Source organism: Neobacillus sp. 114, assembly GCF_030127045.1.
Lineage (GTDB): Bacteria > Bacillota > Bacilli > Bacillales > Cytobacillaceae > Neobacillus > Neobacillus rhizophilus.
This window is the reverse complement of sequence record NZ_CP126144.1, coordinates 2434032-2460216: the sequence shown is the minus strand read 5'-3', so window position 1 is coordinate 2460216 and position 26185 is coordinate 2434032. Positions and strand designations below refer to the sequence as shown.

Annotated in this window: 20 protein-coding genes and 1 pseudogene; 3 read left to right on the top strand and 18 right to left on the bottom strand. The window is 40.4% G+C overall.

From position 1 onward, the window contains the following. Positions 1-5: 5 nt before the first annotated feature. The 7 genes from QNN06_RS12160 to QNN06_RS12130 form a co-directional block, all read right to left on the bottom strand. Positions 6-1121 (bottom strand): M20 metallopeptidase family protein, encoded by a 1116-nt coding sequence (locus tag QNN06_RS12160; protein ID WP_284037641.1) that lies wholly within the window; start codon positions 1119-1121, stop codon positions 6-8. 102 nt (positions 1122-1223) lie between these two features. Next, a complete protein-coding gene (locus tag QNN06_RS12155) occupies positions 1224-2645 on the bottom strand; it encodes an amino acid permease (RefSeq protein WP_213116125.1) in 1422 nt (473 codons plus the stop codon). Between the two features lie 173 nt (positions 2646-2818). Beyond that, on the bottom strand, positions 2819-3463 hold the full coding sequence (locus tag QNN06_RS12150; RefSeq protein WP_213116126.1) for a GntR family transcriptional regulator: 645 nt from the start codon (positions 3461-3463) through the stop codon (positions 2819-2821). A gap of 90 nt (positions 3464-3553) precedes the next feature. Then, positions 3554-3877: a hypothetical protein gene (locus QNN06_RS12145; protein ID WP_249366418.1), complete on the bottom strand. Its 324-nt coding sequence runs from the start codon at positions 3875-3877 to the stop codon at positions 3554-3556. A gap of 58 nt (positions 3878-3935) precedes the next feature. Beyond that, positions 3936-4904: an NAD(P)H-dependent flavin oxidoreductase gene (locus QNN06_RS12140; protein WP_213116127.1), complete on the bottom strand. Its 969-nt coding sequence runs from the start codon at positions 4902-4904 to the stop codon at positions 3936-3938. 62 nt (positions 4905-4966) lie between these two features. Further along, positions 4967-5692: a metallophosphoesterase family protein gene (locus QNN06_RS12135; protein WP_213116128.1), complete on the bottom strand. Its 726-nt coding sequence runs from the start codon at positions 5690-5692 to the stop codon at positions 4967-4969. Between the two features lie 661 nt (positions 5693-6353). Further along, positions 6354-6791: a universal stress protein gene (locus QNN06_RS12130; protein ID WP_213116129.1), complete on the bottom strand. Its 438-nt coding sequence runs from the start codon at positions 6789-6791 to the stop codon at positions 6354-6356. A gap of 200 nt (positions 6792-6991) precedes the next feature. On the opposite strand from QNN06_RS12130, the gene QNN06_RS12125 reads away from it, so the two are divergent. Continuing rightward, positions 6992-8749, top strand: coding sequence for a glycoside hydrolase family 27 protein (locus tag QNN06_RS12125; protein WP_284037640.1), 1758 nt, complete (start codon positions 6992-6994; stop codon positions 8747-8749). Between the two features lie 486 nt (positions 8750-9235). Then, positions 9236-9910, top strand: coding sequence for a YetF domain-containing protein (locus tag QNN06_RS12120; protein WP_213116131.1), 675 nt, complete (start codon positions 9236-9238; stop codon positions 9908-9910). Between the two features lie 131 nt (positions 9911-10041). Here the strand turns inward: QNN06_RS12120 and QNN06_RS12115 are convergent, their stop codons facing one another. The 6 genes and pseudogenes from QNN06_RS12115 to QNN06_RS12095 all read right to left on the bottom strand — a co-directional run bounded on the left by QNN06_RS12115 (position 10042) and on the right by QNN06_RS12095 (position 15469). Beyond that, entirely contained in the window at positions 10042-10335 is a 294-nt protein-coding gene (locus QNN06_RS12115; protein ID WP_213116132.1) for a Dabb family protein, read from the bottom strand. Then, positions 10335-11597: a flavin-dependent oxidoreductase gene (locus tag QNN06_RS12110; RefSeq protein WP_213116133.1), complete on the bottom strand. Its 1263-nt coding sequence runs from the start codon at positions 11595-11597 to the stop codon at positions 10335-10337. Before QNN06_RS12110 ends, QNN06_RS12115 begins: the two co-directional genes overlap by 1 nt. 138 nt (positions 11598-11735) lie before the next feature. Further along, positions 11736-12023, bottom strand: coding sequence for a putative quinol monooxygenase (locus QNN06_RS12105; RefSeq protein WP_213116134.1), 288 nt, complete (start codon positions 12021-12023; stop codon positions 11736-11738). Positions 12024-12191: 168 nt separating this feature from the next. Further along, positions 12192-12485: pseudogene (locus QNN06_RS31375) on the bottom strand (C39 family peptidase); the annotation flags it as partial. 52 nt (positions 12486-12537) lie between these two features. Further along, positions 12538-13326 carry a sulfite exporter TauE/SafE family protein gene (locus tag QNN06_RS12100; protein WP_213116136.1) on the bottom strand — a complete coding sequence of 263 codons (789 nt, stop codon included), beginning with the start codon at positions 13324-13326 and terminating at the stop codon, positions 12538-12540. A 298-nt stretch (positions 13327-13624) separates the two neighbouring features. Then, on the bottom strand, positions 13625-15469 hold the full coding sequence (locus QNN06_RS12095) for a C40 family peptidase (RefSeq protein ID WP_284037639.1): 1845 nt from the start codon (positions 15467-15469) through the stop codon (positions 13625-13627). Between the two features lie 123 nt (positions 15470-15592). Between QNN06_RS12095 and QNN06_RS12090 the strand changes: the two genes are divergently transcribed. Next, entirely contained in the window at positions 15593-20350 is a 4758-nt protein-coding gene (locus tag QNN06_RS12090) for a LysM peptidoglycan-binding domain-containing protein (RefSeq protein WP_284037638.1), read from the top strand. Positions 20351-20473: 123 nt separating this feature from the next. Here the strand turns inward: QNN06_RS12090 and QNN06_RS12085 are convergent, their stop codons facing one another. From QNN06_RS12085 to QNN06_RS12065, 5 genes are all read right to left on the bottom strand, one after another. Beyond that, positions 20474-20611: a hypothetical protein gene (locus tag QNN06_RS12085; protein WP_213116138.1), complete on the bottom strand. Its 138-nt coding sequence runs from the start codon at positions 20609-20611 to the stop codon at positions 20474-20476. A gap of 90 nt (positions 20612-20701) precedes the next feature. Beyond that, the gene (locus QNN06_RS12080) at positions 20702-20845 is read right to left on the bottom strand and encodes a hypothetical protein (protein ID WP_213116139.1); all 144 of its coding nucleotides are present in this window, start codon (positions 20843-20845) and stop codon (positions 20702-20704) included. Positions 20846-21057: 212 nt separating this feature from the next. Continuing rightward, a complete protein-coding gene (locus tag QNN06_RS12075) occupies positions 21058-22161 on the bottom strand; it encodes an AI-2E family transporter (RefSeq protein ID WP_213116140.1) in 1104 nt (367 codons plus the stop codon). Positions 22162-22417: 256 nt separating this feature from the next. Then, positions 22418-23347, bottom strand: a complete 930-nt coding sequence (gene glsA, locus QNN06_RS12070) for a glutaminase A (RefSeq protein WP_213116141.1) — start codon at positions 23345-23347, stop codon at positions 22418-22420. Positions 23348-23515: 168 nt separating this feature from the next. Further along, on the bottom strand, positions 23516-25912 hold the full coding sequence (locus tag QNN06_RS12065) for a M14 family zinc carboxypeptidase (protein WP_213116142.1): 2397 nt from the start codon (positions 25910-25912) through the stop codon (positions 23516-23518). Between the last annotated feature and the right edge of the window lie 273 nt (positions 25913-26185).

Genomic DNA, 26185 nt, shown 5'->3' with positions numbered 1-26185 from the left:
AAATTTTACAAATCCGCTAAACCTTTGAACAGTTCCACACCTGTCTCAATGATATCATCACGGAAGTTATACTCATAGCTGTGCAGGTTCGGATAATCTTCCCCGTTTCCAATATAAGTATAGGCTCCCTTGGTGAGTTTTGTGTAATGACCAAAATCTTCGGAACCTCGGAACGCTTCCACTAGCTCAATCAAATCAAATCCTTTATCTCTACAAACCTGACGAATCTTATCGGAGCTTTCTTTGTCATTCGCTGTTTCAGGGAATTCATCTTGGTATTCGAAGCTGACCTTCAAACCATACTTCTCCGCTTCGGCCTTGGCAACTTCCTCAAGATTCTTCTGAAGGTTATCCATTTCTTCTTCATAAAGAGCACGAATTGTCATTCTAAGCACACCTTTGCTGGCGTTAACACCAAATGCTTTGGCGCCGATATCCACTTGAACAATCGTACATAGAACAATGCCTTCGTTCACATCAGGATCAATGAATCCAGGAATGGCATCGATGACCTTGGCAATCGCAAAGGATGGATTGATTCCCTTCTCCGGCTCGCTGGCGTGAGAAGGTACACCCTCCATATGTATGCTTATTCCCTTGGATGCACAATGGGCTGTTCCGTCTATGACCAATACGGAATTGTGTTTAAAACCGCTCATATTATGCCAAGCAAAAATTTCTTCAATGTTATTTTCCTTGATAAAAACAGCACACTCGGATGCACCGTCGCCTGTTTCCTCCGCATGCTGGAATAAGAAGTAGACGTTGTTGTCACATCCTTTTTGATCGATTTCCAACGCAAATCCAGCAAGAGTTGCGGAGTGCCCGTCATGTCCGCATTTGTGTGACACTCCAGGAATTTGAGAACCGTATGGAAGATTAATAGTTTCCTCTATTGGGAGGGCATCAAAGTCCGCACGGAAGGCAACGTTTCTTTTTCCAACATTAGAGTGATAGATGGCATAGAACCAGCGGCCCCGGTCAACGATTTCAAGTTTTGTGTTTGCTTTTAGGAAATCAATTAAATGTTGTTTAGTCCATACTTCATAATTGGATAATTCAGGATGTGCATGTAATTCATGACGAAGCTGCACCGCCAATTCAAGGTTTTTCTTTTCCAATCTGTTTCTCTCCTCTCCATTTAAGGACGAATCCCTAGTTTACATACTAGCAACTAGGGACCCGCCTTTACACATTACTAATATGAAAATTTGTGAGATTCATTATTTTATTTCTGTTTCTTTAATGTGGGCCTCTAAGAAAGGCTTATAGTCCGGATCTTTCAGTTTTCCTTTTTTATACAAGATGGTACCAATAATGGCGTACAAGACTAGCATTGGTGCTCCAATATAGAATGAAAATCTTGTATCAGGACTATAGGCCGTATAAGAGGCAATCGCAACTAATGCGATTAAACAAATAATGGTTGGAAGTGGATAAATATTCGTTTTGAACTTTAGTTTGTCCACAGAACCGCCATTTGACACCAGCCATTTTCTGAATTTATAGTGCGAAAGAAAACTACCGAACCAGCCAAGTAATGTATTGAAACCAGCGATGGAGATTAACCATACAAACACCTTATCTGGTGAAACGAAGTTTGTAATCAGAGAAACTTGTCCAAGGAACAATGTCAGAATAACCGCATTCATCGGGATCCCGCGTTTATTTACTTTACCCAAAGCTTTTGGAGCCTTTCCTTCTTTTGACAAGGCGACCAGCGTTCTGCTGATGGCATAAATCATCGAATTTGCCGCAGATGCGAGTGAAGTCAGAATGACAATATTCATTATGGTGGCAGCGCCGGGAACGCCTGCCAACCCAAATAGACCAGCATATCCATTATTTAAAACGCTTACTTCTTTGTAAGGAACAACCAATCCCATGACAGTCACGGAACCAACATAAAAAAGCAAAATCCGGAAGAAAATAGTATTTATCGCTTTAGGTACATTTTTCTGAGGATTCTCTGTTTCTCCAGATGCAGTAATAACGGTTTCAACCCCAAGATATGACCAGATAACGCCAGTCATCATCAAAATAACTGCTGCGAATCCGTTAGGGAACATGGACTTGTCTGTCCAGTTGGATAATCCAATAAATCCTTGATGTCCAATCAATCCAAAAATCATTAACACACCAACAATTAAGAAGATAATAATAGCAACAACCTTGATGCCGGCAAACCAGTATTCTGCTTCCCCGTATGATTTTACATCGATTAAATTCAAGGCCAATATCAATAATGAAATGATGATACAGAAGACAGAAGGAGGTACATTAGGAAAAAATTGATTTAGAATCATTCCTCCCCCAACGATTTCAGCGCCAAGGCCGAGGAATCCGTTGATGGATAAATTCCAGCCTACCATAAAGCCCAATACAGGATGAACAAAGAGCCCCGAATAGGATGTATAGGCACCCGGAACAGGCATGAAGGTAGACATTTCGCCTAGACCTTTCATTAAAACAAACACTAAAATCCCAATCACTAAATAGGCAATCGGGCCGCCTAGGGCTCCGGCCTTCGAAACGACATTACCAGAAGCAAGGAACAGACCTGTACCGATTGTTCCGCCAATGGAAATCATCGTAATATGCCGCTGTTTTAAGCCGCGTTGAAGGTCATTGGTGTTATTTGCCATAGATAAATTTCCCCTTTTTTAATTTAATAGTTTAATAAAATAAACCCTTTTCAATTTAAACACCTTTTCAAATATTCAGTTATTTGTATACTTTATATTATATATTTTATTTTTTCCTGTCAATAAAAAAAGATTCTGTCGAATAATCAACAAAATCTTTCGGGTTTTTCTTCTTATAGTGGCAGGTTTTCCACCTTTTCAGGGTTCCAATGGACTTCTTTCAATATTCTTTCCAATTCAACAGTATCTTTACTTTTAAAAAGCTCAAGCATTTTTCGATGCTCATTATTGGTTTGCATTAGTTTTTCTTTCAAGCCTTCCTGTGAGCCGTTTTCCCCTAAATTTTTCAAAAATTTCTTTTCCCATTGAAGCAAAAGGTTGACTAAGCTTTTGTTGGGACAAACAGATAAATAGACACTATGAAAAGCTTCTTGCATCTTATCATACATTCGATAATTCTCGGTATTCAGCGCCAAATCAATACTCTGTATGTAGAAATCCATTTCACTCAAGTGCTTTTCGGTTAAAAGCGGTGCAGCCAAGGAAGCAGCGAGACCATCCAATGCTCCGATGATAAAATAGGTTTCTTCAGCCTCTTGCTTTGTAAGACTTTTTATGACAAACCCTTTCCTTGGTACATTATCAATCAGCCCCTCCGACGCTAGTTGGATGAGTGCTTCCCTTACTGGGGTCCTGCTGACTTGAAGGCTTTCGCAAATATTGTTTTCATTTAACTTTGCCCCTGCAAGCAATTTCCCACTGTTGATTTGATCAACAATATAATTATAAACATGGTCTTTCAGTGATAAATATTCCATAATCAATTTCTCCAATACATTCTTTATTATATATATTGTATATAAACTAGCGGAATAAGAAAAGACCCACGCTGCATGCCCAGGTCTATCTCAAAGTACCAGCACATATTGAATTTGATTGGAAGAAATGGGTGTAATAGCCGCAACAGAATAGCCGATACTTAAAAGTTGTGATAAAGTTTCTGCACAATTATGCCGGGGGGGCTCAATCGGTGCGTGGTAGCTTTTATAAAGCTGCAGGAATTGATTATTATTTGTACAATGAAGCAGGATAACATGTTTACCTGTCCATGCCTGCCCAATAATAGGTTGTATTTGCACTTCATTCATGTTTCTCATATTGAACACCTTTTCTAGTTGATACAATAGATTATGAATGATAACCAGTCCATTGTTCGCAATATGGATATTCAATAAAAAAAACTGACTCCAAAAGTTGTGTCAGTTTTTCCGCTTTAATTTTATCCTGCCATTAAACAACAACCAGACCTAGTCTCTCTTTCGCTGCCATATACTCCTGATAAAGCTTGTCAACGAAATCTCCAGCACCGCTAACTTTATTAATGACGCCAATTCCTTGGCCAGAACCCCAAATTTCCTTCCATGCCTTCGGTTTCGAACTGCCGTCTGAAAAACTCATTTTAGACGGGTCACTTTCAGGGAGCGCATTAGGATCTAACCCTGCCGCACGTATGGATGGTGCCAAATAGTTTCCTGGAACACCTGTGAACAGACTGCTATAGACAATATCGTCAGATGTGGAATCTACAATTGCCTGCTTATACTCTTCTACAGCATTAGCTTCGTGAGTGGCAATAAATGGCGAACCAATGTAAGCAAAATCAGCCCCCATTGCTTGAGCGGCGAGTACAGCACTGCCGGTAGCAATCGAACCTGCCAAAGCAACCGGACCATCGTACCATTCACGGATTTCCTGAACTAAGGCAAACGGGCTCTTCACACCAGCATGACCACCGGCACCTGCGGCAACGGCAATCAACCCATCCGCACCTTTGTCAACTGCCTTATGTGCGAATGTATTATTAATAATATCGTGCAGCACAATACCTCCGTAACTATGTATTTCGGTATTTACTTCTTCACGTGCCCCAAGCGACGTAATAATGATAGGAACCTTATACTTCTTACACATTTCCACATCATGGTCAAGGCGATTATTGGACTTGTGCACAATTTGATTAATGGCAAATGGTGCAGCAGGCCGCTCCGGATTACGAGCGTTATATGCTGCTAGTTCCTCGGTGATTTCATGCAGCCATTCATCAAGTTGTGAGGCCGGTCTCGCATTTAGGGCCGGCATAGAGCCGACAATTCCAGCTTTACATTGAGCAATGACCAATTTTGGATTACTAATAATAAAAAGCGGTGAACCGATTACAGGTAAACGCAAGTCCTTCAGTACTGTTGGGATATTTGGCATTTTCCTTGTCCCTCCATTCAAATTTTTAACATTCTACTAAAATTTAATTCTCCAAATAATGTTTATTTTCCTTCTTTTATTTTTAAAACAGATTCCGTCTCAAAACTTCCATCCTTTATGATTAATGCGTTTAACTGGCCGTCGAAAGCACAGCCTCCATCGATTCCGATTACCCGGTTTGGACCAAAATAAACATTGTTTTGTTTATGGATCCTTCTGGTCGGAGTATGGCCAAAAATGACCGTTTCAGGATGCTGATATTCGTAAATAAATTCATCCCGAATATTTAGAAACTCCACTTTTGTAGTTTTTTCCAGACCTTTTTTCGGATGGATTCCTGCATGGACAAAAATCAAATCCTGTTCCTTGATAAATAAAGGGAGAGATTGTAAAAATGAAATTTGCGAAGAAAAATGATCTAGGATGATGTTTCTTATGTCATTTTCCTTTTTCATGTCATTCAGCAATTCTGAGTATTCAACCCGATCCATACCAAGTCTATGTAAACAGCTATTTATCGTCGCTATTCCGCCAACCCTGCCATAATAAAAGATAATTTCTTTTTCAGCTAGCCATTGCAAAAACATATCATCATGGTTGCCAAGCAAAGCAGTTGCCCCTTGACTGCACCATTCTTGTACTCTATCAAGTACAGCCATACTGTCGTGGCCTGTATCGACATAGTCACCTAAAAAAATTACCTCTTCCGGTTGTGCATTAGTTTTTGTTATCAATTGATCCAGTTCCGCTGCACAGCCATGAATATCAGATATCACAATTTTCCTCAAGGTTTCACCCCATAATTATCGACTTGTCCATTACATCTATAACTAATTTAAGTTCAATAACAAGTACGGAAATTCCTTTGATATTCTTATTTTTGTACGCACACACATAAAAAAAGAACCCCTATAATTCACGGGGCCCAGCAGAATGATGTTCTATATGAGCTTTTTGCATTAGCAATCGTAACTTCTGGTTTTTTGTTAACAATCTCCAAAATGCTACCTTGAATACCATATAAACCCCTCCCTCAAAACAAATAAGTTTTCTTAAAAAGCTTTTATTTCAAACTCCCCGACCTTCCTTCATGTTTTTCATTGTAACAAACTTCGCAGTTTATTAAAATTTAAATATTCCGACTACTTTAACCTTTTTTTTACAAATTTATTCTTTATTCTATTAGGAACCACCATCATTAGAAAGAAAAAAACAAGAACTTTGTATGTGAGTGTCGAAATGTAAAACAAAGATTTTGATAAAATATGTCATTCGTGTGAACATGTTTATTTATATCACCGGAAATCCTTGTCATAATTTCTTGAAAGTTCAGAATGTTTTTCTAAATTCTCTGAAGATTCACCATCTTTTTTAGTAAGCTTAGCTAAGATGAATATAAAAAGGTTGTTCCCAAGAACTTAAGAACAACCTTTTATTATAGGTTAGAAATTATTTTACAATCAGAACCGGGCAATTGGCCTTCTGTACTACATAATGACTTACACTTCCCAAGAACAGTTCCTTCAGTCCGCTTAATCCTCTGCTTCCCATGACAATAAAATCGGCGTCATTCTTTCTAACAAAATCGATAATGGTTCTTGCAGGATCCCCTTCCAACACAAATGTTCTTGTCTTATTTGGAAGCTTAAGCAGCTCTTGGTTTATTTCTTCGCGAATCGGTTCGATCGCTTTAAACTGTTCCTCGCGCCGATCTTGTATCGGAACTGCATAATGGTAAGCTAGCTGAATTTCCGGTTGAATAACCATGACAACATATAATTCAATTTTTTCGTCTTGCTTTACTAGATTCATTGCCATTTTTAAAGCTTTTTTGCTTAATTCGGAATGATCGTAAGGAACCACGATTCTTGAATAATCAGTCAGCATTTACTTATCCCCCTCATATTGGTATAAATACCATTTATTCACTTTTATTATATAACTTTTTCACACTTCCGATCGTGAGTGGATTAGAACATTATGTGAATTTTTTCATATTTTGCTGGAACATATTGTTCATTAATATATAGACTTTTCTGTATTATTATAGATTTATTAATACCTATCTGCTTATAGGGGAAATGTCTATGCTTAAGAAAATTATTACAACTTTGCTATCATTCTCATTTTTACTTTGTGGAAATTTTCCCGTATCCATTTTTGACATAGAAGAGGCAAAAGCTTCTTCCTATAATAGTTTAGCCGACCGGCCATTTATGGGCTGGAGCAGCTGGAGCTCGATTCGGAAAAAACCGACGGAGCAAAACATCAAAGATGCAGCTGATGTAATGGCTGCAAAATTCAAGTCGCACGGATACCAATATGTTAACTTGGATGATTACTATATGCTTGATTGGACCACAACCGTTGATAAATATGGTCGGTGGGTAGTAGATCCAAAGAAATTTCCAAGCGGGATGAAAGCACTTGGAGATTATATTCACCACAAAGGCTTAAAGTTTGGTCTCTATGTTACGCTAGGTATTCCACAAGGTGCGGTGGATCAAAACACGCCGATTGAGGGAACGCCCTATCACGCTAAAGATATTGTGAACTTCAGGAAAGGGCAAAAAGTGAATTTTAACTTCAAGAATATGTATGCCATTAATTTTTCCAAGCCGGGGGCACAGGAGTATATTGATTCGTGGGCTCAGCTGTTTGCTTCTTACGGGGTGGATTATCTAAAAATTGATGGTGTCCGCAACCAGGATATTCAAGATGTCGAGGCCTGGGCAAGGGCGTTGAAGAAAACTGGACGACCGATTCATGTGGAGCTGTCCAATAATCTTGATATCAAACATGCTTCTACATGGAGGGAATTATCGAATGGCTGGCGAACCGATCACGACGTAGAGGCATATGGAAAGCCAACTCTCACAAACTGGAAAAAGGTGTCTAGAAGATTTGATGATGCCGCAGAGTGGCACGAACATGCAGGTCCTGGCGGGTGGAATGATTTTGATTCACTTAATGTGGCAAATGGAAGTAAGGATGGCCTGACAGAGGAGGAAAAAAGAACTTATGTATCTCTGTGGGCGATTGCGGCATCCCAGTTTGTGATTGGGAACGACCTGACAAAGCTAGACGATTACGGGATCAGCTTGTTGACAAATGACGAAATTATTGGGGCCAACCAAAGTGGAGCAGCAGGGAAACGTCTATACAAAACCGCTGCCTCTCAAGTATTCTATCAAAAACTACCGGACGGCTCTTACACTATCGGACTCTTTAATACCGGACCAGCTTCACAAAACGTAAGTGTGAAATGGGCAGATTTGGGGGTCGAGGGCTCAGCAATGGTACATGATATGTGGAGCCATCAGGATTTAGGCAGCCTGGATTCAGGATTCACCACAGAACTTTCCACTCATGCTTCTCGTATGGTTCATGTAATTCCCACTTCATTGAGTGGAGACCGATATACTCCCTATAATGCAAATATATCAACAGTTCCTGCTGCCCCAGATTGGGTCATGGCTGACAGGAATAATCAAAATTCCGTTACAATTACTTGGAATCCTGTATATGGAGCGAAGTCCTATACCGTCTATCGTAAAACCATCAATAGATTTGGATTCAGCAGCGACTATACTCCTATTGCAACAAAACTAACAGAACCTAATTTTGAGGATAAAACTGCTACATTCCGTGACGGCGGCAGTTATTCGTATGTCGTAGCCGGAAGGAATGCAGTTGGGGAAAGTACAAAGTCTCCTAAAGCTCAAACAGACAGCCAATCCTTCGTGCTAGTTGTCGTTCCAATGATGTTATTTATTGCTGTTATCATCTTATTAAAACTCTTTAGTATGATTAGGGATAAATATCAATTCTATAGAACAGCTTGATCTCTATATTAAAAGCCGCACTGTGAATTGTGCGGCTTTTAGTTATGATGTTGCTACTCGAACATGCTGGTTTAATTTTAGAATTCCACTTCTTCACCAAAAATTTTTATCGTCGTTCCGTCTAATATTAACCGATTTTCCTCAGCTGCTACCATTAGTTCAACGCATTCAATAAACTCAAGTGGACTTACTTTCATTTCATACACCTCTTTTAGTGTTTTTTTAATAAATCCCTTGCACCCAAATTCTCATTGCGTCACCAATAAAGCGCTTACATGTTTCTAAAACCCAATTTGTACATTTTATTAACATGTTTATGTTTTAATTCTGTAAATTTTTTCTATTTCCTCTATTTTAGTTTAAATTTTCTAAAATTAAATTGTTTTGAACAAAACTAGTTCAATTGCCCTAATATCATGAATTTCTCGTTTAGGAAATAGCCCCGATGTCCATAACATTACAGTATGAATAAATTGGAGGCAGCTTATGAGTTACGTGGATATTATCTTTGAATTGGTAATTGGATATATTGCCCTTTTTATTACTGTAAAATTTTTAGGAAAAACCCAATTAAGTCAAATTACTCCATTCGATTTTATTTCAGCATTAGTCCTAGGTGATTTATTAAGTAGTGCGGTCTTTGATGATGGTGCCGGCATTTTGAAAGTCCTTCTAGCTATTGGTGTGTGGGGGTTCCTTATTTATATTACAGAGTTGCTTACACAGAAATCGCGGAAATTACGCTTGTTTTTTGAGGGTAAGCCTTCGATGATTATTAACAGAGGGAAGATTGACTGGAGAGAAATGAAAAAGAACCGGTTGGATTTGGATCAATTAAAGCAGTTCCTGCGTTCCAAAGACGTTTTTTCTCTCGAAGAGGTAGAGTATGCCATTTATGAAAACAGCGGCGGAATTAGTATTCTGAAGAAGCCAGAGGCGGATACTCCAACATGCAAGGATTTAAAAATCAAAGCGGAACAGAAAACAATTCCACTTACCATTATCAGTGACGGCGAAATTTTAGAAGAGAACCTTAAACAAGCCGGGTTAGATGAGAATTGGCTTTATAAGGAGTTGGATAAAGGCGGGGTTAAAAATCCCAAGGAAGTTTGTTACGCTGAATGGCAAACTGGGAAGTCTCTTTATTTGCAAAAATATTGAATTTATCCAGAGAACGTAAAATGAAAGAAGGACCTCTAGGGGTCCTTTACATATATTTATCGCAAATTATAATTTTGTTTTCTTAAATACTAAAACGCGTTTAAGCATTAAAGCATAATGCTAAAAAAATATTAAAATTCAAAATCAACGACAATGATGTCTTCGACCCCAATTTCCTGTAAATAGGCGAAAACCTCTTGGTGTGCCGGATGTGGTCCATAGTTTTCCAAGGACGTTCTGTCTTCAAATCGGACCGTTAATCCAATTTCAAAACCTTTGCTCCTATTTGAAAAATTGATTCCTTGCTGTATATCCATAATACCGGGGATTACTTCTTTTAGCAGCAGTGTCCGGCTAATTGTCTCTTGCTTTTGTTCTATAGTTGTCTTTGGTGAGAATTTCAGTAAAACAATGTGTTCTACCATTACCGTTTCCCCGCCTTGCTGTTTAATTTTTCGCGATCAAAACCGGCAATTTGCTTGTATTGATTGGCGATATCCTGTAATTCCTGCTGGGAAATGACATCATCTAAATTGGCAAAACCGTTAGGTGCGCGGTCTTCGACGATTTGCATGACCATTTCAGGCCCATTTTTCCGGTTTGCCATAACAATGTTGGCAGTTGGTTCTATTCTGGCTTCTTCATATGCCTTCAATGCCTGTTCTGCAGTCAGGTCTGCTAAAATGGCCTCTCCTAGGGCATCTGCATCCAAAATCGCCTGTGAAGCACCATTGGAGCCGATTGGGTACATAGGATGGGCTGCATCTCCAAGCAACGTGATACGTCCGAAGGTCCAAGCGGGAAGCGGGTCACGGTCAACCATTGGGAACTCATACACTGCATCTGTTTCCTCGATTAGCTGCGGAACATTCAGCCAGCCAAAATCCCATGCTGCAAACTGCGGAGCAAATTTTTCCTTATCAATTTTTTTATTCCAGTCGGCACGGTCAGGCATTTCATCTTCAATCGCCAATTCTGCAATCCAGTTAACCAAAGAGCGCCCTTTTGCTGCGGTTTCCGGACAAACTGGATAGGCGACAAACTTTTGATCTTGGTAACCCGCCATGATCATTGATCTTCCGGTCAAAAATGGATCAGCTTCGGTAATTCCACGCCATAAGATCCGGCCGCTGAATTTTGGCAGACCTTCATTTGGATAAAACGTTTTTCGGACAACCGAGTGGATGCCATCGGCGGCAATCATCAAGTCCGCATTGTAAGAGCCAAGAGACTCTCCTGTTTTTCGATTGATGAACCTAGCCGTCACCGTGTCTCCTGTCTGTTCAAACGATTGCAAATGATGTCCGGTTAAAACTGAATCCTCCCCTAATTTTTGAATGACAGCATTTAACAGCAGCATTTGCAGGCGTCCGCGATGAATCGAATATTGCGGCCAATGATAGCCGGCAGCTTTACCACGTGGTTCCTGCCAAATTTTCTTGCCGAATTTGTTAACATACATGAGTTCAGCGGTTGGCAGGCCAGTTTTTTCAAGTTCATCTGCGAGGCCGAGCTCGGTGAGGACCCTGACAGCATGTGGTAGAAGGTTAATCCCCACTCCCAGCGCTCTTATCGTTTCTACACTCTCGAAAACGCGGACAGACACTCCGGCTTGATTAAGTTTAAGTGCCGTTACAAGGCCGCCGATTCCGCCGCCGACAATGAGTGCGGTTTTTATCTCTGACATTGCGTTCCCTCCTATAAAAAATACTGCTTTAGTATTTTGATATTTCTTAATTATTGCAACAAAATAAAAATATATCAATATATTTGTTCACCCTGCCATTTTAAAAAAAGACCCACTTAATAGTGGGCCTGCAAATGATTATATTAATACTTTATAAATATTCATTTCTGTACTTTCTCGTCGTTTCCTAAGTTCTGGCACAATTCTCCGAACGTGTTCACTATTATCGTGCTGTCTCAAAGCTTCTTCATCTTCCCATTCTTCAATTGTAGCGAAAATGGTCGGATCGTTGATATCACCATGAAGCGTATACATGAAACAGCCTTTTTCTTTTCTCGATTCGGTAATCACTTCACTCGCCAATTTAAGATATTCCTCAACGTTTACGTCCGGTTTTAATTTAGATTTGCACACAACCCTAATCATGCTATTTGCTCCTTTTTTATAAAATTTTTTTACGAATTTCCATCCTCAATATAACAATACTAGCACTATTATAAAAATAAAAGTTATCGACTAATTTTGGATACTTTTATAAATATTTTAGGTAGATAAAAACCCGGCAGTTTCTTCCCGCCGCGTTTACTCAGATAATTAATTTTGTTGATAACTTACTGCTTGTTGCCCCATTTGAATCCATGATTCTTCAAAACTATTTCTTGGAACAGATTTATACGGCTGTTCCGCTAATGGATCTTTGAGATAAACATTATTTTCGTCATAGCCTACTAATAAAACACTATGCTCTCTATAGGTAATTTGTACTTTCCCTGATGCTGTATTCCAAGTCGAATATTCACTTTGAGGGAGAGAGGCAAATCTCGAATTGATAATAACCCATACAGGGGACCCATTGTTAAGCATATAATAAACAGAGTCAATACCCTGTCCTGTTAAATCTCGTTATATAAAAAAGAGGGGGATTACCCCCTCTTATCCATTAGGCCCCCATTTTTAGCATGACAAGCATGTAAACTGATGAAAGGATGGTGATGATGGCGATGGCCATTTTTAATTGGTGAATAGGCACCTTCGTAGCGAAGCGGGCGCCTGTTACAATCCCGACAATTGTCCCTATTAGACTAGCGATTATTAACGAGGGTGTATTTAGCGTACTTGCATGGGCAAAATATCCGAAAATAGACGGAATGGCAATGACGACGGAGTTTAGCAGGCTCACTCCTACTGCCACCCTAATATTGATCCCAAGACTTGCTAATAACGGCACTAGTAAAATAGGACCGCCTGCTCCTGTTAATGAGCAAATGGCAGATGTAATGAAACCGAGCAAAACAACCATTAATGAATGATCAAGAATTTTCGAATGGCTATTGCCATTTAGTGCATTTGTGTTTTTTTTATTTTTCTTCAATAAGATGGATAAGCCTGCAAACAAGACGAAAATATAAAGAAGGAGTTTTGCCAGGAAATCCGAAATCATCACATTAATTTGCACACCCAAAAAGGCACCGGGAAGACTGCCAATACTCAAGTAAAGTGCCAATTTTAAATCCATGTTTTTGGATTTCCAATAGGAATAGGCACCGATGATGCCTGAGACTGAAAAGGATAAGAAGCTAAGTGCAAGGGAATCATGCACGGGCATGTTTAAAACACCTACATAAATCAAAGGCAGGAGAAAACCAGAAATCCCCGACAACCCTAATAAAATTCCGATAATTAAATTGGAACCTATTACAAAACTCAATAAAAATAAATTAGCGAACATATTTGCGACCTCAATTCCGCCAATATTCCATTTGGCGAAAAATTAAATATTGCACTAATGGAAAGTTCCTTTAGGGCCTGCTTGCTTTCATATTTTATTTTTCTTCATCGAGAGTAAGAACTTTTCTGTTTTCATTAATATTTTACCATTAACCAAAACATTCGTAACTTAGTTACTGTTTACCTATTCGATTAGCTTGTTTAATTATGTGTATTCTGGGGATGGGAGATTAAAAAGCCAATAATAATGGGGACGTTTCTCGTGCATCAATTTGATGCATGAGAAACGTCCCCGCGCCTCAATATACTCTTTTAGCACCGACATAATATTTCCCCCAATATCCACTATCTAATGGTTGAATAGCAATCCCATTGGAGCTGGTCGCAGAAATAAATTGGTTGTCCCCTAAGTAAAAACCTACATGTGAAATGGTTCCAGGTGTGTTAACAGCGAAGAAAACCAAATCTCCAGGCTGTAAATGAGACCGGTCAATGGGTGTCCCTGTTTTAAAAAGTCCTTCAGAAGTATTGCGGGACATGTTTACACCATGCTGATTGAACATGTAATAGACAAATCCCGAACAATCAAAGCCATTAGGGGTCACACCACCCCACTTGTAAGGAACACCGCGATATTTAGCTGTGTCCGTGACTAATTCTTTCTTAATAACCGCGTGGTTAATGGCGGTATTTGTTGCTTCATTGATTGTCCCTGTCACAGGAAGACTGTAATCTGCCTGAAAGGTTTTGATCGCCTGTGTTGTTGTGGCATCATAGCTTCCAGTCATAGTTGGGACGGTATAGTAGCCGAGTATCTGTAGATTCTTTTGAATCGTTGCCAAATCGATACCGGGAGCTGCAGATGGCCCGGGTAGAGCAGGATCAGGCGCCGTCACTGCACCGCCTCTTCCAGTGTCCTTGGCTGCCGATGCCATCTGAACAGTTAGTAATTGGCCAACATGGAGATTATCGCTCGTTAATTGATTGGCTTGTTTTAATTGATTGACTGTAAGATTGTACCGCTTTGCAATCGAAAATAAAGTATCCCCTGGTACTACAGTATACGTTGTTTCCTCGAGATTGGAGGAAGCAGTTGGTTCCGTTGAAACTGTTGGGGCTGTAACACCCGCTTGCCCATTTGGAATGATTAGAGTCTGACCGATGTGTAGCAAATCATTTGGCAATTTATTGGCTATTCGCAATGTATCTAAACTTACTGTAAATTTCGCAGAAATTCCCCATAAAGTGTCTCCTGCGGCAACGGTATATTGAACATTCGCTGGTTCCTGCGATGGTACTGATTCAAGGGGACGTTCGGATACAGGCTTTTGAACTTCATTAGCAGTTTGGGGGATCGATAAAATTTGTCCAACTCTGAGGAAATCGGATGTTAATTGATTGGTGCTTTTTAGCACTTCAACCGTCGTACCAAACCGTTTTGCAATAACAGACAAACTGTCACCCGAAACAACCGTATATGTTGAAATAGTTGGGTTTTGGGGTGGTGCCTGAATTACCTCTTGGGCCTGCCCAATTGTCGGTCCGCTACCTATTAAGAAGGGAATAATTAGTGTTTGCCCAAGAAATGTGGCATCACTGTTTAGATTATTTGCCAGCTTGATACCCTCAACTGTCGTTCCATATTTTTTGGCAAGAACAGTTAAATAATCCCCTGTACCTACTGTGTGAAATGCCTTCGGGATGATTAAAAGCTGATTTACACTCAAACTATCAGTAGTCAGGTGGTTTGCTCTCTTGATATTATCAACAGTCGTTCCAAACTTAACGGATAATCCCCATAGAGTATCTCCGGCTGAAACGTGATAATAGATAGAGTCTGCGTGCGCCATCTGTGAAGGATTGTTTCCGTTGGAATCCTCCGCATATGCTGTTGAATGATGTGTCAGCGGAATCGAGGCTGCTGCCACTCCTCCAAGAATGACCTTAATCACTGTTACTTTTAAATAAGGGTACCGATCCTTTAAAAGCTGTTTAGCCAACGAAGTAATATCTTTCCTATCCCTCTGAATTGCCCCCAATTCACCTGCAAACTCCGTTAATTGGCTATCAAGATGGACAATCAATTCATACTCATCTCGACTAGAAGCCAGTCTTCTTAATTCATATCTTAGAAAATTCTCCATGCGTTATAAATCTCCTTTGCCTTAAATCTTTATTTAAGGTGAGGCATGGGGACGGTTCTTATGCATCAAAATGATGCATAAGAACCGTCCTCATGTTTCATTTTATTAAATGGAGGTGGTTAAGTGGAGATTAAAAGATATGAGTTGCTTCAAGAACGAGGCGGGTTTACGTTAGTGGTTTACCTCGATTCTTATTTGGAGGAGTTTTCGAATGAACTGGGACCCTCGGATTTCAGAAAAAAAACTCTCCAAGTACAAATCGATCATTTAATCAGGGAAAGATTCCCTTATTTAAATATTAATGCGGCCAAGGTTATGGCTGGTTCACTCTTGGTAACGACTATTTATTTTGGTTCCAACATTACAAGGGCAGGTGCAGAAACTACAATCGCTGTTCAGACTCAGCAAACCGGTCAATACGATGTGTATAAAGTCCAGGCTGGCGACAGTTTATATTCAATTGCAAGGAAGTTTAATGTAACAGTATCGTCTATTAAAACTACAAACAATTTAACTTCCGACACCATTTATGTAGGCCAGGTATTAAACCTGCCTTTTTATACATATACCGTCGTTGCAGGTGACTCTTTATATTCGATATCGAGGAAGTTTAACACAACCGTTGATAGTATTCGTTCTTATAATCAGCTTCCGAGCGATTTCCTTTCGATTGGACAAAAAATAAGGATTCCAAGGACTGTTGAGCAAACAACAGCTGTTACACCTGCACCAGCGCCGACACCTGCTCCGGAACCCGCGCCTGCTCCAACACCTGCCCCTACGGTGGAAAACACCACAACTACAACGAGTACATATCAAGTTGCAGCAGGTGATACGTTATATCAAATAGCAAAAAAATTCGCCACTACCGTGGATACAATTAAAAATCTAAACCATTTAACTACTGATAGCATTTATGTCGGGCAAGTCTTAATAGTATCGCAGACACAAACCGTTCAAAGCCCGGAACCGGTACAGAAGCAGACTCCTCCTGCTCCAGTAACCACCACAACCTATACAGTTGTAGGAGGCGACTCTTTATCACTTATTGCCAAACGATTTAACACGACTGTGGATCAAATTAAAGCAGCAAATAAATTAACAAGCGATTTGATTTTTGTCGGCCAGATCCTAACAATTTCAGCAGGCAGCACAGTCACTGCCGATACAACAGCACCTGCAGCACCTTTACTAAACTCAATTAGTAAAATTACTTCAATCAATCAGGCAAGTACTTCCATTTCAGGGACTACTGAAGCAAACGCAACCGTCTATCTAACACTATCAGATGGAATCAGTCCAGCAAAATTGCTTCAAATAAAAGCTGATGTCAGCGGCAGGTTTGAAACAAAAGTTGACACTTCCAGCTCATCAGACGGAACAATTACAATTACCGCTGTAGCAACGGACCAGGCAGGAAACCGAAGTCCAGAAAGCCGATTAATTGTCACGAAAGATACCATTGTTAATGAACCTGTTCTAGATGGTACCGTAAAAGTAACGATTGAGACTGTAAAAAATTACACCCTTTTTGGAGTAACTGACCCTGGAGCTTTCGTGGATTTGACCGTTTCAGACGGTGTCCATCCAAATGTAACGATGAGAGCAATTGCCAATGAAATAGGTGAATTTCGTGCAAATGCCGATTTGATTTCTCTAAATGATGGGCAATTAACCGTCACCGCACGGGCTATCGATCCATCGGGAAACATTAGCGCCATCAGACAAACGACGATTACAAAGGACACTAGTCTGGATGCACCGCTGATCGGAAATGCGAAAGTAATAAACAGCCAAACAGCTACAAATTATCCGATATTCGGGACTGCCCGGCCGGGGTCAAGAGTGGACATATCTGTTTCAGATGGGACTTTAGGTAATGCCATTACAACAACTGCTGTTGCGAATGCAAACGGCGAATTTATTGCTAATGTGGATGTAACTGGTCTGAAGGATGGTGCCCTCAACATTTTGGCTGTGCAAACAAGTCCAACGGGTATCAAAAGCCCAGCTGGAAAAATGACTGTTGCGAAAGATACAAGTGCTCCCCTTGCACCAATCTTAAATAATAACAATTTTATAAATCTGGAAAACAAGAGCTCATTTTTACTAAACGGAACTGGCGAACCAAATGCACAGGTGAACATCAAAGCCTTCGACGGGACAGGCAAAAGCGTTGAAACAATCGGGCAGGTGAATGAAACTGGCGGATACACCATTCCCGCAGACCTGTCCAACTTAAATGATGGCGATATCCGTTTCGAAATATCCCAAGTCGACCAAGCCGGTAATATGAGCCCATTGACCGTCAAGACGCTGAACAAAGATACGCTCGGTCCATCGAGTATCCAATTTAACCAGCCTTCAAGTATTTTTAGCGGAAACGTCAACACCTATAAACTAAGTGGTACTGCTGAACCGCTTATCACACTGGACTTGACCATTTCAGACGGTGTAACCAGTCTGATTAAAACTACCGTAACGGATTCGCGAGGCAATTTTTCTCTGCCTGTTGATGTTAGCAGCCTGAAGGATGGGGATATTATAGTAGCCGTTGTGGCCACTGATGCTGCCGGGAACAGGAGCCAGCTTCAGCCTCTGACCATAACAAAGGATACAACTGCACCGGAAGTGCCAGTAACAACCATGGCACCATATGTGAATCTGTTAAATCAAAATCAATTTTCTGTCAGTGGTTCTTCTGTGGAAGAAGGTGCTTCGGTTAAAACCACCGTTAGCGATGGGACCACCAATATAGTCAAAAACACCATGATTTCAAACGGCAAATTTAATCTCAACTTTGATTTAGCCAGTTTGAAAGATGGAAACTTAACGCTGGAAATCATGCTGATTGATAAAGCAGGAAATGCAAGTATCGTTCAAACTTCAACTGTTGTAAAAGATACCGTTGTTCCAAATCCAGTCATATCCAAAAACGGCTTTGGTTTTGAAAATAAACGTCCGATTTATACGATGCTTGGCACAGCAGAACCCTATTCTGTCGTTTATGCAACCATTCGCAACACAAATGGGGCAGAGTTAATGAGCACTTCTGGGACAGCGGACGCGGAAGGTTTTTATACCTTAAAATTCTATCTAGACCAAGCAGATATGACCGGCGCCGCGACGGCTTCTGTATATCAAACGGACTTTGCAGGAAATATCAGTACCTTAGCCTCGGTTCCACTTTACAGCCATACAGCTACAGCTGGCGAAACCCTGTATACGATTGCCAAACGCTATAACACCACGGTTGACGCATTAATGGCACTGAATCAGTTGTCCAATGATGCCATTCAGCCAAATCAGCTGTTGAGATTACCAGTAATGGCAAGTGAAGTAGTCAATCTTGGCTATATGTATTTTGGCAATACTCAAGATTACGGCTCGATGGTGAACCAAACCGCAAGTTCCGTCAATACCGTGTCGCCAAGTTATTTTGATATCAATGCCAACGGTACATTGAAACTAACGTACAGCTTGGACCCAGCCTTCATTTCAGCGATGCATTTGCAAGGAATCCGGGTGGTCCCATTCTTAAGTAATCATTGGGATCGAAATCTCGGCCGTGCTATGCTCGCCAATAAAGAACTTGCCGCCCAACAGATTGCCGATGCCGTTGCCCGCTTTAACTTGGATGGTGTCAACGTGGATATTGAAAATGTCACGGAAGTGGACCGGGCCAACTATACAGAATTTGTTCGGTTATTACGGGAAAAGATTCCAGCCTGGAAGGAAGTTTCAGTGGCGGTTGCGGCAAATCCTAATGGCTGGACGACAGGCTGGCATGGTTCGTATGACTATAACCGCTTAGCGAAATATGCTGATTATATAATGATCATGAGTTACGACGAAAGCTATCCGGGTGGAGAAGCAGGCCCTGTTGCCAGTCTCCCTTGGGTGGAAAGGTCGATTCAATATGCCCTTAATCAAAATGTTGCTTCTAATAAAATTTTACTTGGTATTGCTCAATATGGACGCTACTGGATTCAGGGACAAACCTATGGAGGCTTTGGAATTTCAAATTGGCAGGTGGAACAATTAATTAAACAATATAATGGAACGGTTGTTTTTGATGAAGTAAGTAAAACGCCAAAAGCCATTATTACCATTAGAGACGGAGACCCAAAGCCGGTTGTTGGGGGTACTACTTTGACTGCCGGTACCTATAGCATCTGGTACGAAAACGAGGAATCGATTCGGCAAAAATTACTGCTGATTAGTAAATATAATTTGCTCGGTGTTGGAAACTGGAGTATCGGACAGGAAAACAAAGAGGTTTGGAACAGTTATGCGACTACGCTTCCGACAACCGTGGTTGTAACTCAGACTCCTCCACCTTTGGAAGCGGCTGGTCCACCTGCTCCATCTTATGTATCGTATACAGTTGTTGCGGGCGATAATTTATATTCACTTGCCCTTCGATACAATACAACTGTCAGCCAAATTAAAGAAATCAACAAATTGACTACCGACACTCTTTATGTTGGCCAGACATTAACATTACCGAACACAACAGGGACGAATACAACACCTGCACCTACGCCGGCGCCTGCTGCGACCGCCACCACCGTGAACTATACGGTAGTGTCGGGCGATTCATTATCGGTCATTGCAAATCGGTATAATACGACAGTGACAGCCATTAAAGAAGAAAACCAGTTAACAACTGATACGATTTATATAGGGCAAACTTTAAAAATCACGACCACAAACACTACACAAGTGAATTCAACAGTCATTACGTACAAAGTGGTGTCCGGTGATTCCATATCAGCCATTGCGAAACGGTATAACACTACCGTCACCGCTATTAAAGAACTAAACGGCCTAACAACAGACACAATTTATGTGGGACAAACTTTAAAAATCCCAGGATGAGACGCAGGGACGGTTCTTGCATCACAAGCATGATGCACAAGAACCGTCCCCATGTTTCACTCTGCACAAAAAAACCTATAGGGTGACTTTTTTCAAAATGTCCACTCTATAGGTTCCTTGTTATTACTTCAGGTCCTTGCTGTATTCCTTCATCTGCCCGCCGTTTTTATCGTCGTATGCAATTAACACTAAGCCTAATTCATGTTCAAGCTGCTTTATCATTTCCTTCTGATTTTCTGTGATATCAGCTATTTGATACATTATCCCACTCCTTGTTTAAAAGAATCATGGGATTATTATCACCCGATCTATTCAGATTATTCGATACAAGCAGCTACCACAAAGTTATAATCAATTAGTATTTTTGCTATTCTTTGCGTTTAACTCGATAATATTTACCAGCTCCTCAATAATATCGTTTAACCTCATCATGCTTGTGTCTTTATTAAGGATTCGAGAAGTTTTATAAAGCAAAATTTCTTCTTGATCACTCATAAAAAAGCCTCCATTCGATGTAAGTTCCCTAATACCATTTCCTACTTATATATGTAATTTACACCTATTATACAACAGACCACCTTTATATGTAAATTACATATATAAAATATTCCTGAAACACGGGGACGGTTCTTGCGTCTCATTTTCTGACACACGAGAACCGTCCCCGTGTTTCACCCCTGTTTCAAAAAGGAACCTGAGTCTAAGACTCAAGTTCCCTCTACGATCTTATTTGCAGCTTTTCTCGCTCTCAAAAATCGGACTAGGTTTAAAACAATTACTTTTGAAACGGCGTAGGTTGGGACAGCCAATACCATTCCAAGTACTCCTGCCAGATTGCCTGCGGCCAATAGAATAATGATGATGGTTGCTGGATGCGTATCCAATGACTTTCCTAAGATCATCGGGGACAGGAAGTTTCCTTCTATTTGCTGGGCGACTAGGATGACGACGATGACCAGTAAAGCTTTTGTTGGAGAATCAAAGAATGCAACAAGCACAGCGGGAGTACCGCCAATGATTGGCCCAACATATGGGATGATATTGGTGAAGGCTACAATAAGCGCCAAGATTAACGCATATGGCATGTCAATGATTAAATAACCGATAAAAGACAAGGTTCCGACTGCCAGGGCAACCATAACCTGCCCCTGGATGTAGGCAGACAATGTCTCCCCTGTTTCTTTCAAAATCTTTAGGCCTTCATCTCTGTAACCTGACGGAAAAAATTTTGAAACGGCTTTTGGAAATTTATGACCATCCTTAAACATATAAAATAATAGGAATGGTACTGTGACAAGTATAATAGCTAGATTGGTGACCATTCCAAACAAACTCAATAGTGCATTCGTCAGGGTTTTTGGCAATGTATTTGCAAATTCCATTGACCGTTGCTGTACCGTATCAATAATTTCACTCTGAGTATCCCGAAAGCTTTTAAACTCTGAAGACTTAACCATATTTTTTAAAAACTCAGTAATCTCATGGGCAAAGACCGGCAAATTGTTGGCAAGGTCCGTCGCCTGTTTAGAAACAATTGGAACCAAGCTGCTAATCGCCAACACAAGGAGGCCAATAAACCCGACATATATGATAAGAATCGAGGCTATTCTTGGCAGCTTTTTACGTTCGAGAAAATTCACTAACGGATTTAAAAGGAAATAAAGAAATCCAGTGATCAGAATTGGAAAGAAAACCGTTGAGAAAAAGACTCCTATCGGCTTAAACATAAAGGTGATTTTTGTTGAAACGAAAATAATTGATAAAATAAGCAAAATTTGAATGAGCCAGAATTGTAATTTTGATTTTGACACGGTTTGTACCCCTTGCCTCTATATTTGGGTTAAAGTATATCAAAGTATTGGAATAATATACAGTATATTCATAGGGATTTTAATAGATTTTTCTATGTTCTTTTTAAAAATGATTGCTGATATAGGATCCACGACTCTACTTATCGCAGAAACTGCTATATATTATTACACCACATCTTACAAATAATGAAACATAGGGAAAGTTCTAGCGTATCAAATGCAAGAACCGTCCCTATTGTTCATTTAAGGAATCCCTTTAAAACATACTCAACTGATATTTTCTTGACAAAAGTTCCAGAAGTTTAAGTCCGGCCACACTGTTTCCTTTTTCATCTAATGCTGGACCGAAAATGCCAATTCCAAATTTACCTGGAACCGCCCCCATGATTCCGCCTGATACACCACTTTTAGCAGGAATACCAATTTTTATTGCGAATTCGCCGGATGCGTTATACATTCCGCACGTAACCATAAAGGTTTTGCAAATTCTTGCTACATCGTCAGGCAAAATTCGCTTCCCGTTAAGAGGATCCACTCCATCCATCGCAAAAATCATACCGATTCTCGCCAAGTCCAGACAATTCATTTCCACCGCACACTGTCTTGTATATAAATCTAATAATGTTTCGACATCCTCAGTGATGATTTTATGCTGCTTGAGAAAATAACATAATGCCCGGTTTAAATTCGCCGATTCAAACTCTGAGCGGGCTACCTTTTCGCTATAGCCAATAGCAGGGGCGCCAGCCAATTCCCTAATAAAGCCTAATAATCGATTGAACCGCTCCTCCACTGAACCCCCTTTTATCATATGAGTGACAACAAGGGCCCCGGCATTGATCATCGGGTTTAATGGTTTGGCCGGAGCCATGGTTTCCAACTTGGCAATCGAATTAAACGGGTCTCCAGTCGGTTCCATCCCAACCCGTTCAAACACGTAGCGAAAGCCATGTTCCATTAGAACAAGAGCTAAGCTAATAACCTTTGAAATACTTTGCAGCGTAAACTTCTTATCAATATCTCCCGCTGAGATACATCTTCCGTCAGGATAGTTTATCGCAATCGACAAGGCATTTGGATTTGCTTTACCCAATTCAGGAATATAATCTGCGACCTTTCCCTCTTTTGTGCATCGTTTTGCTTCTTCCACCAATTGCCGCAATTCGTCACTTGATTGACATGGCATTCTGCATCACCCGTAGTAGTATGGGCGAATGAAGTGACTGTCATTCATTAGTTTTTTGCTGCGTTTTAACCAAAGTGGTAATTATATAAACTTTTAACCTGAACACTTTTTAACACTACATATAAAAGGGCCTAACTCATATTTTAAGCCAGGCCCTCTACTTCATTTTTATTTTTCAAAAATGGCATTGGATAATAGTCGGAACAAGTAATCTGTATGATCACGGAAACCAGCTTCCAATCCAATTAGTGTTACATCTTTATCCTGCTCTTTCACAATGACAGCCTGACCCTTTGCTTCCGCTTTTTTATTAATCCAATGGCCAGCCATAAAGAAATCATCTTCGCTTCCTAAACTAGCAATTACTTCATCATTGCCTGTACCAGTATACCAAACCGGGCGGTAAACAAAACCAAGATCATCCTGGTCATAACCGGCAGCTACCCCAGTTCCCGAATAATTCACCTTTACGATTCCGTTACTGTTAGATCCGGCGGTATTAATGGTATCATCAGTAAGCCCTAGGGTTTTGGTTGCGCTCGATGCCCCTGCACCAACCGCAATATACTTTCCACCCTTACTTACAAAATCAGAAACATTGTTTTTAAAAGAATCAAATTGGCTGGCAGCTTGGAAGCCAAATTCTTTATTAGCAGCTGATAATCTATCTGGCAGGGCGATTAGACTTTCAGTTCCGCTAAATACAAATACATCAAATCCACTTAAACCATTTTCAGCAACTTCTACAGGCGTCACTTCGGTTACAGCAAAACCAAGTCGTTTAAGTGCCAGCTTTGTACCGCTGTGGGACTGTTGTTTTCCCATGCCGCCGTCCTTCAAGATTGCCACTTTTAAGCTCGATAGTTTAGCGGCATTTGCTGGTACCTTTTCAGTGCTTCCAACTTGGATGCCAGATGCCTTGACCGCTGCACCAATTTGATTAGCTGCTGCCTCTACATAAAAGTCACCGTTTTCATCACGCTTCACAGATACGCCTTGCTGAAGTAGTGTATTTACTAGATTAACAGCTTTTACAGAACTATTCGGTATAACAAATGGTCCTTTTCCGGTAACCGCACCTTGTTCTGTAACCTGATTAACTTTAGTTGTAACTACATTCACATCATTTTCCGTTGAAATAGCTTCAAAGCCCCAAAGCTCTGGTAAGCTCCATGCCGAAATATCATACATTGCTGGTGTATCGTTTGAGATATCCTCTCCATCCCATAGTATCGTGTTAGCTAAACCAGCCTTGGCTTGATCCATTTTTACAATATAGGTTCCTTTTGGATAGTTTTTTCCATCAACAGTGAAGCTTTTTGCGGCTTGTACCACTTCAATATCGTTTTTCAGCAAATGCTTAACGGCTTTATCCGTTACAGTTGGATCCTGTTCTTTAACCGGTAGGATGTATGCTTTTGGGAAAAAGCCGTCCTTATGGAACGGATGGTCAAAGTTGATACCACGTTTAAACATTTCAATTTGATCGGTAATCATTGCTTGCTTATTCTCCGTAGCAAATTTCAGTGCACCCATAATGGCATCATACTGCCAGCGAACACCATCCCAATCGTTTGTTGGTGCTTCTAATGTATGACCATAGGCACCATGGTACATTGCATACATTGGAGTAAAAATTGGCGGATAGTCGTCCCAGCCGGCGGAGTCATCGCGCTGAGGAACATAAACACCCTCCATACTCTTATACAAATTCCCTTTAAAAGTAGCTTTATCGGCCATGATGTTGGCTTCCATTGCTTCAGCCTGCTGAAATGCCCATTTGTTATACAAATCATATTCATAATTCGGATTATGCGGTGGTGTACAAGGTTCGATTAAGCCTTGATGGTTTGGAGCATAATTTTTTACATAACCATGTGTGTCAAGGAATACCATCGGATTCCATTCTTTAATCAACTCAACCGTTTCCTGGGTTTCCGGCTGTGATTGCGTAATAAAATCACGGTTTAAATCAATTCCTTCACCGTTAAAACGGGTAGCATTGACACGGCCATCAGGATTTTGGACAACATTAAAAATTAGTATATTGTTAGCTAAAATATCTTTGGTCTCTTGATCATCCTGTGTCGCAAAGCGTTCAATTAACTGAAGAACTGCATCACTTCCTACAAACTCTGTTCCATGTATTGAACCATTGATCATAATCGGAACTTTAAAATCCGGGTTGGCGGCAATCCAGTCTTGAGCCTTGCTTGGATTTTTAAACATTTGTTTCCGTAAAGCTTGTATTTTACCAAATTTCCCTTGTGTGGTTGGGTCTGCAATGGTGACAACATAAAGAGGGTTCCCATCTGCAGATGTTCCACGGACTTCAACCTTCACACGGTTGGATTGTTTCTCAATATCTTTCAGCTTCGTGCCGATTTGCGAGAACTTAACAAAATCATAGTTCTCACTATTAAACTTGCTTCCATCTTGTTCTTCATATGTATTAACGTTTGTCCACTTGTTCCCCTCAGCATAACCAGCTGAAAATGGAACAGTGGAAACTAGACTAATAATCAACAAGCTTGCTGCGGCTTTTTTCTTTTTGTTCTTTTTCATTGATTTACCCCCCAATTATGTATATTTACTACTTTTATAGTATTTTTATTCTATTATCAATAAATAAAAATAACATCCTACTATTTTCCTGAATTGTAAGTGAACGGAATAGGATTTAGTATCTATTATTATGAAACAGGCGTTTCCGCTGCTTAGCACCACTAATGTTTGAGCAAGGAGGAGGTAATTCCATAATTAACCATTTGAAAAAAAAGAAGCCCGAGTCTAAGACTCAAGCTCCATCTATTGGTCTGGACGCAGGCAGCAAATTCC

Coding starts and splice junctions, on each gene's coding strand:
- QNN06_RS12155 (WP_213116125.1), bottom strand. CDS start 2,645: ATGGCAAATAACACCAATGACCTTCAACGCGGCTTAAAACAGCGGCAT.
- QNN06_RS12150 (WP_213116126.1), bottom strand. CDS start 3,463: ATGGAATATTTATCACTGAAAGACCATGTTTATAATTATATTGTTGAT.
- QNN06_RS12140 (WP_213116127.1), bottom strand. CDS start 4,904: ATGCCAAATATCCCAACAGTACTGAAGGACTTGCGTTTACCTGTAATC.
- QNN06_RS12130 (WP_213116129.1), bottom strand. CDS start 6,791: ATGCTGACTGATTATTCAAGAATCGTGGTTCCTTACGATCATTCCGAA.
- QNN06_RS12125 (WP_284037640.1), top strand. CDS start 6,992: ATGCTTAAGAAAATTATTACAACTTTGCTATCATTCTCATTTTTACTT.
- QNN06_RS12120 (WP_213116131.1), top strand. CDS start 9,236: ATGAGTTACGTGGATATTATCTTTGAATTGGTAATTGGATATATTGCC.
- QNN06_RS12115 (WP_213116132.1), bottom strand. CDS start 10,335: ATGGTAGAACACATTGTTTTACTGAAATTCTCACCAAAGACAACTATA.
- QNN06_RS12110 (WP_213116133.1), bottom strand. CDS start 11,597: ATGTCAGAGATAAAAACCGCACTCATTGTCGGCGGCGGAATCGGCGGC.
- QNN06_RS12105 (WP_213116134.1), bottom strand. CDS start 12,023: ATGATTAGGGTTGTGTGCAAATCTAAATTAAAACCGGACGTAAACGTT.
- QNN06_RS12100 (WP_213116136.1), bottom strand. CDS start 13,326: ATGTTCGCTAATTTATTTTTATTGAGTTTTGTAATAGGTTCCAATTTA.
- QNN06_RS12095 (WP_284037639.1), bottom strand. CDS start 15,469: ATGGAGAATTTTCTAAGATATGAATTAAGAAGACTGGCTTCTAGTCGA.
- QNN06_RS12085 (WP_213116138.1), bottom strand. CDS start 20,611: ATGTATCAAATAGCTGATATCACAGAAAATCAGAAGGAAATGATAAAG.
- QNN06_RS12080 (WP_213116139.1), bottom strand. CDS start 20,845: ATGAGTGATCAAGAAGAAATTTTGCTTTATAAAACTTCTCGAATCCTT.
- glsA (WP_213116141.1), bottom strand. CDS start 23,347: ATGCCATGTCAATCAAGTGACGAATTGCGGCAATTGGTGGAAGAAGCA.
- QNN06_RS12065 (WP_213116142.1), bottom strand. CDS start 25,912: ATGAAAAAGAACAAAAAGAAAAAAGCCGCAGCAAGCTTGTTGATTATT.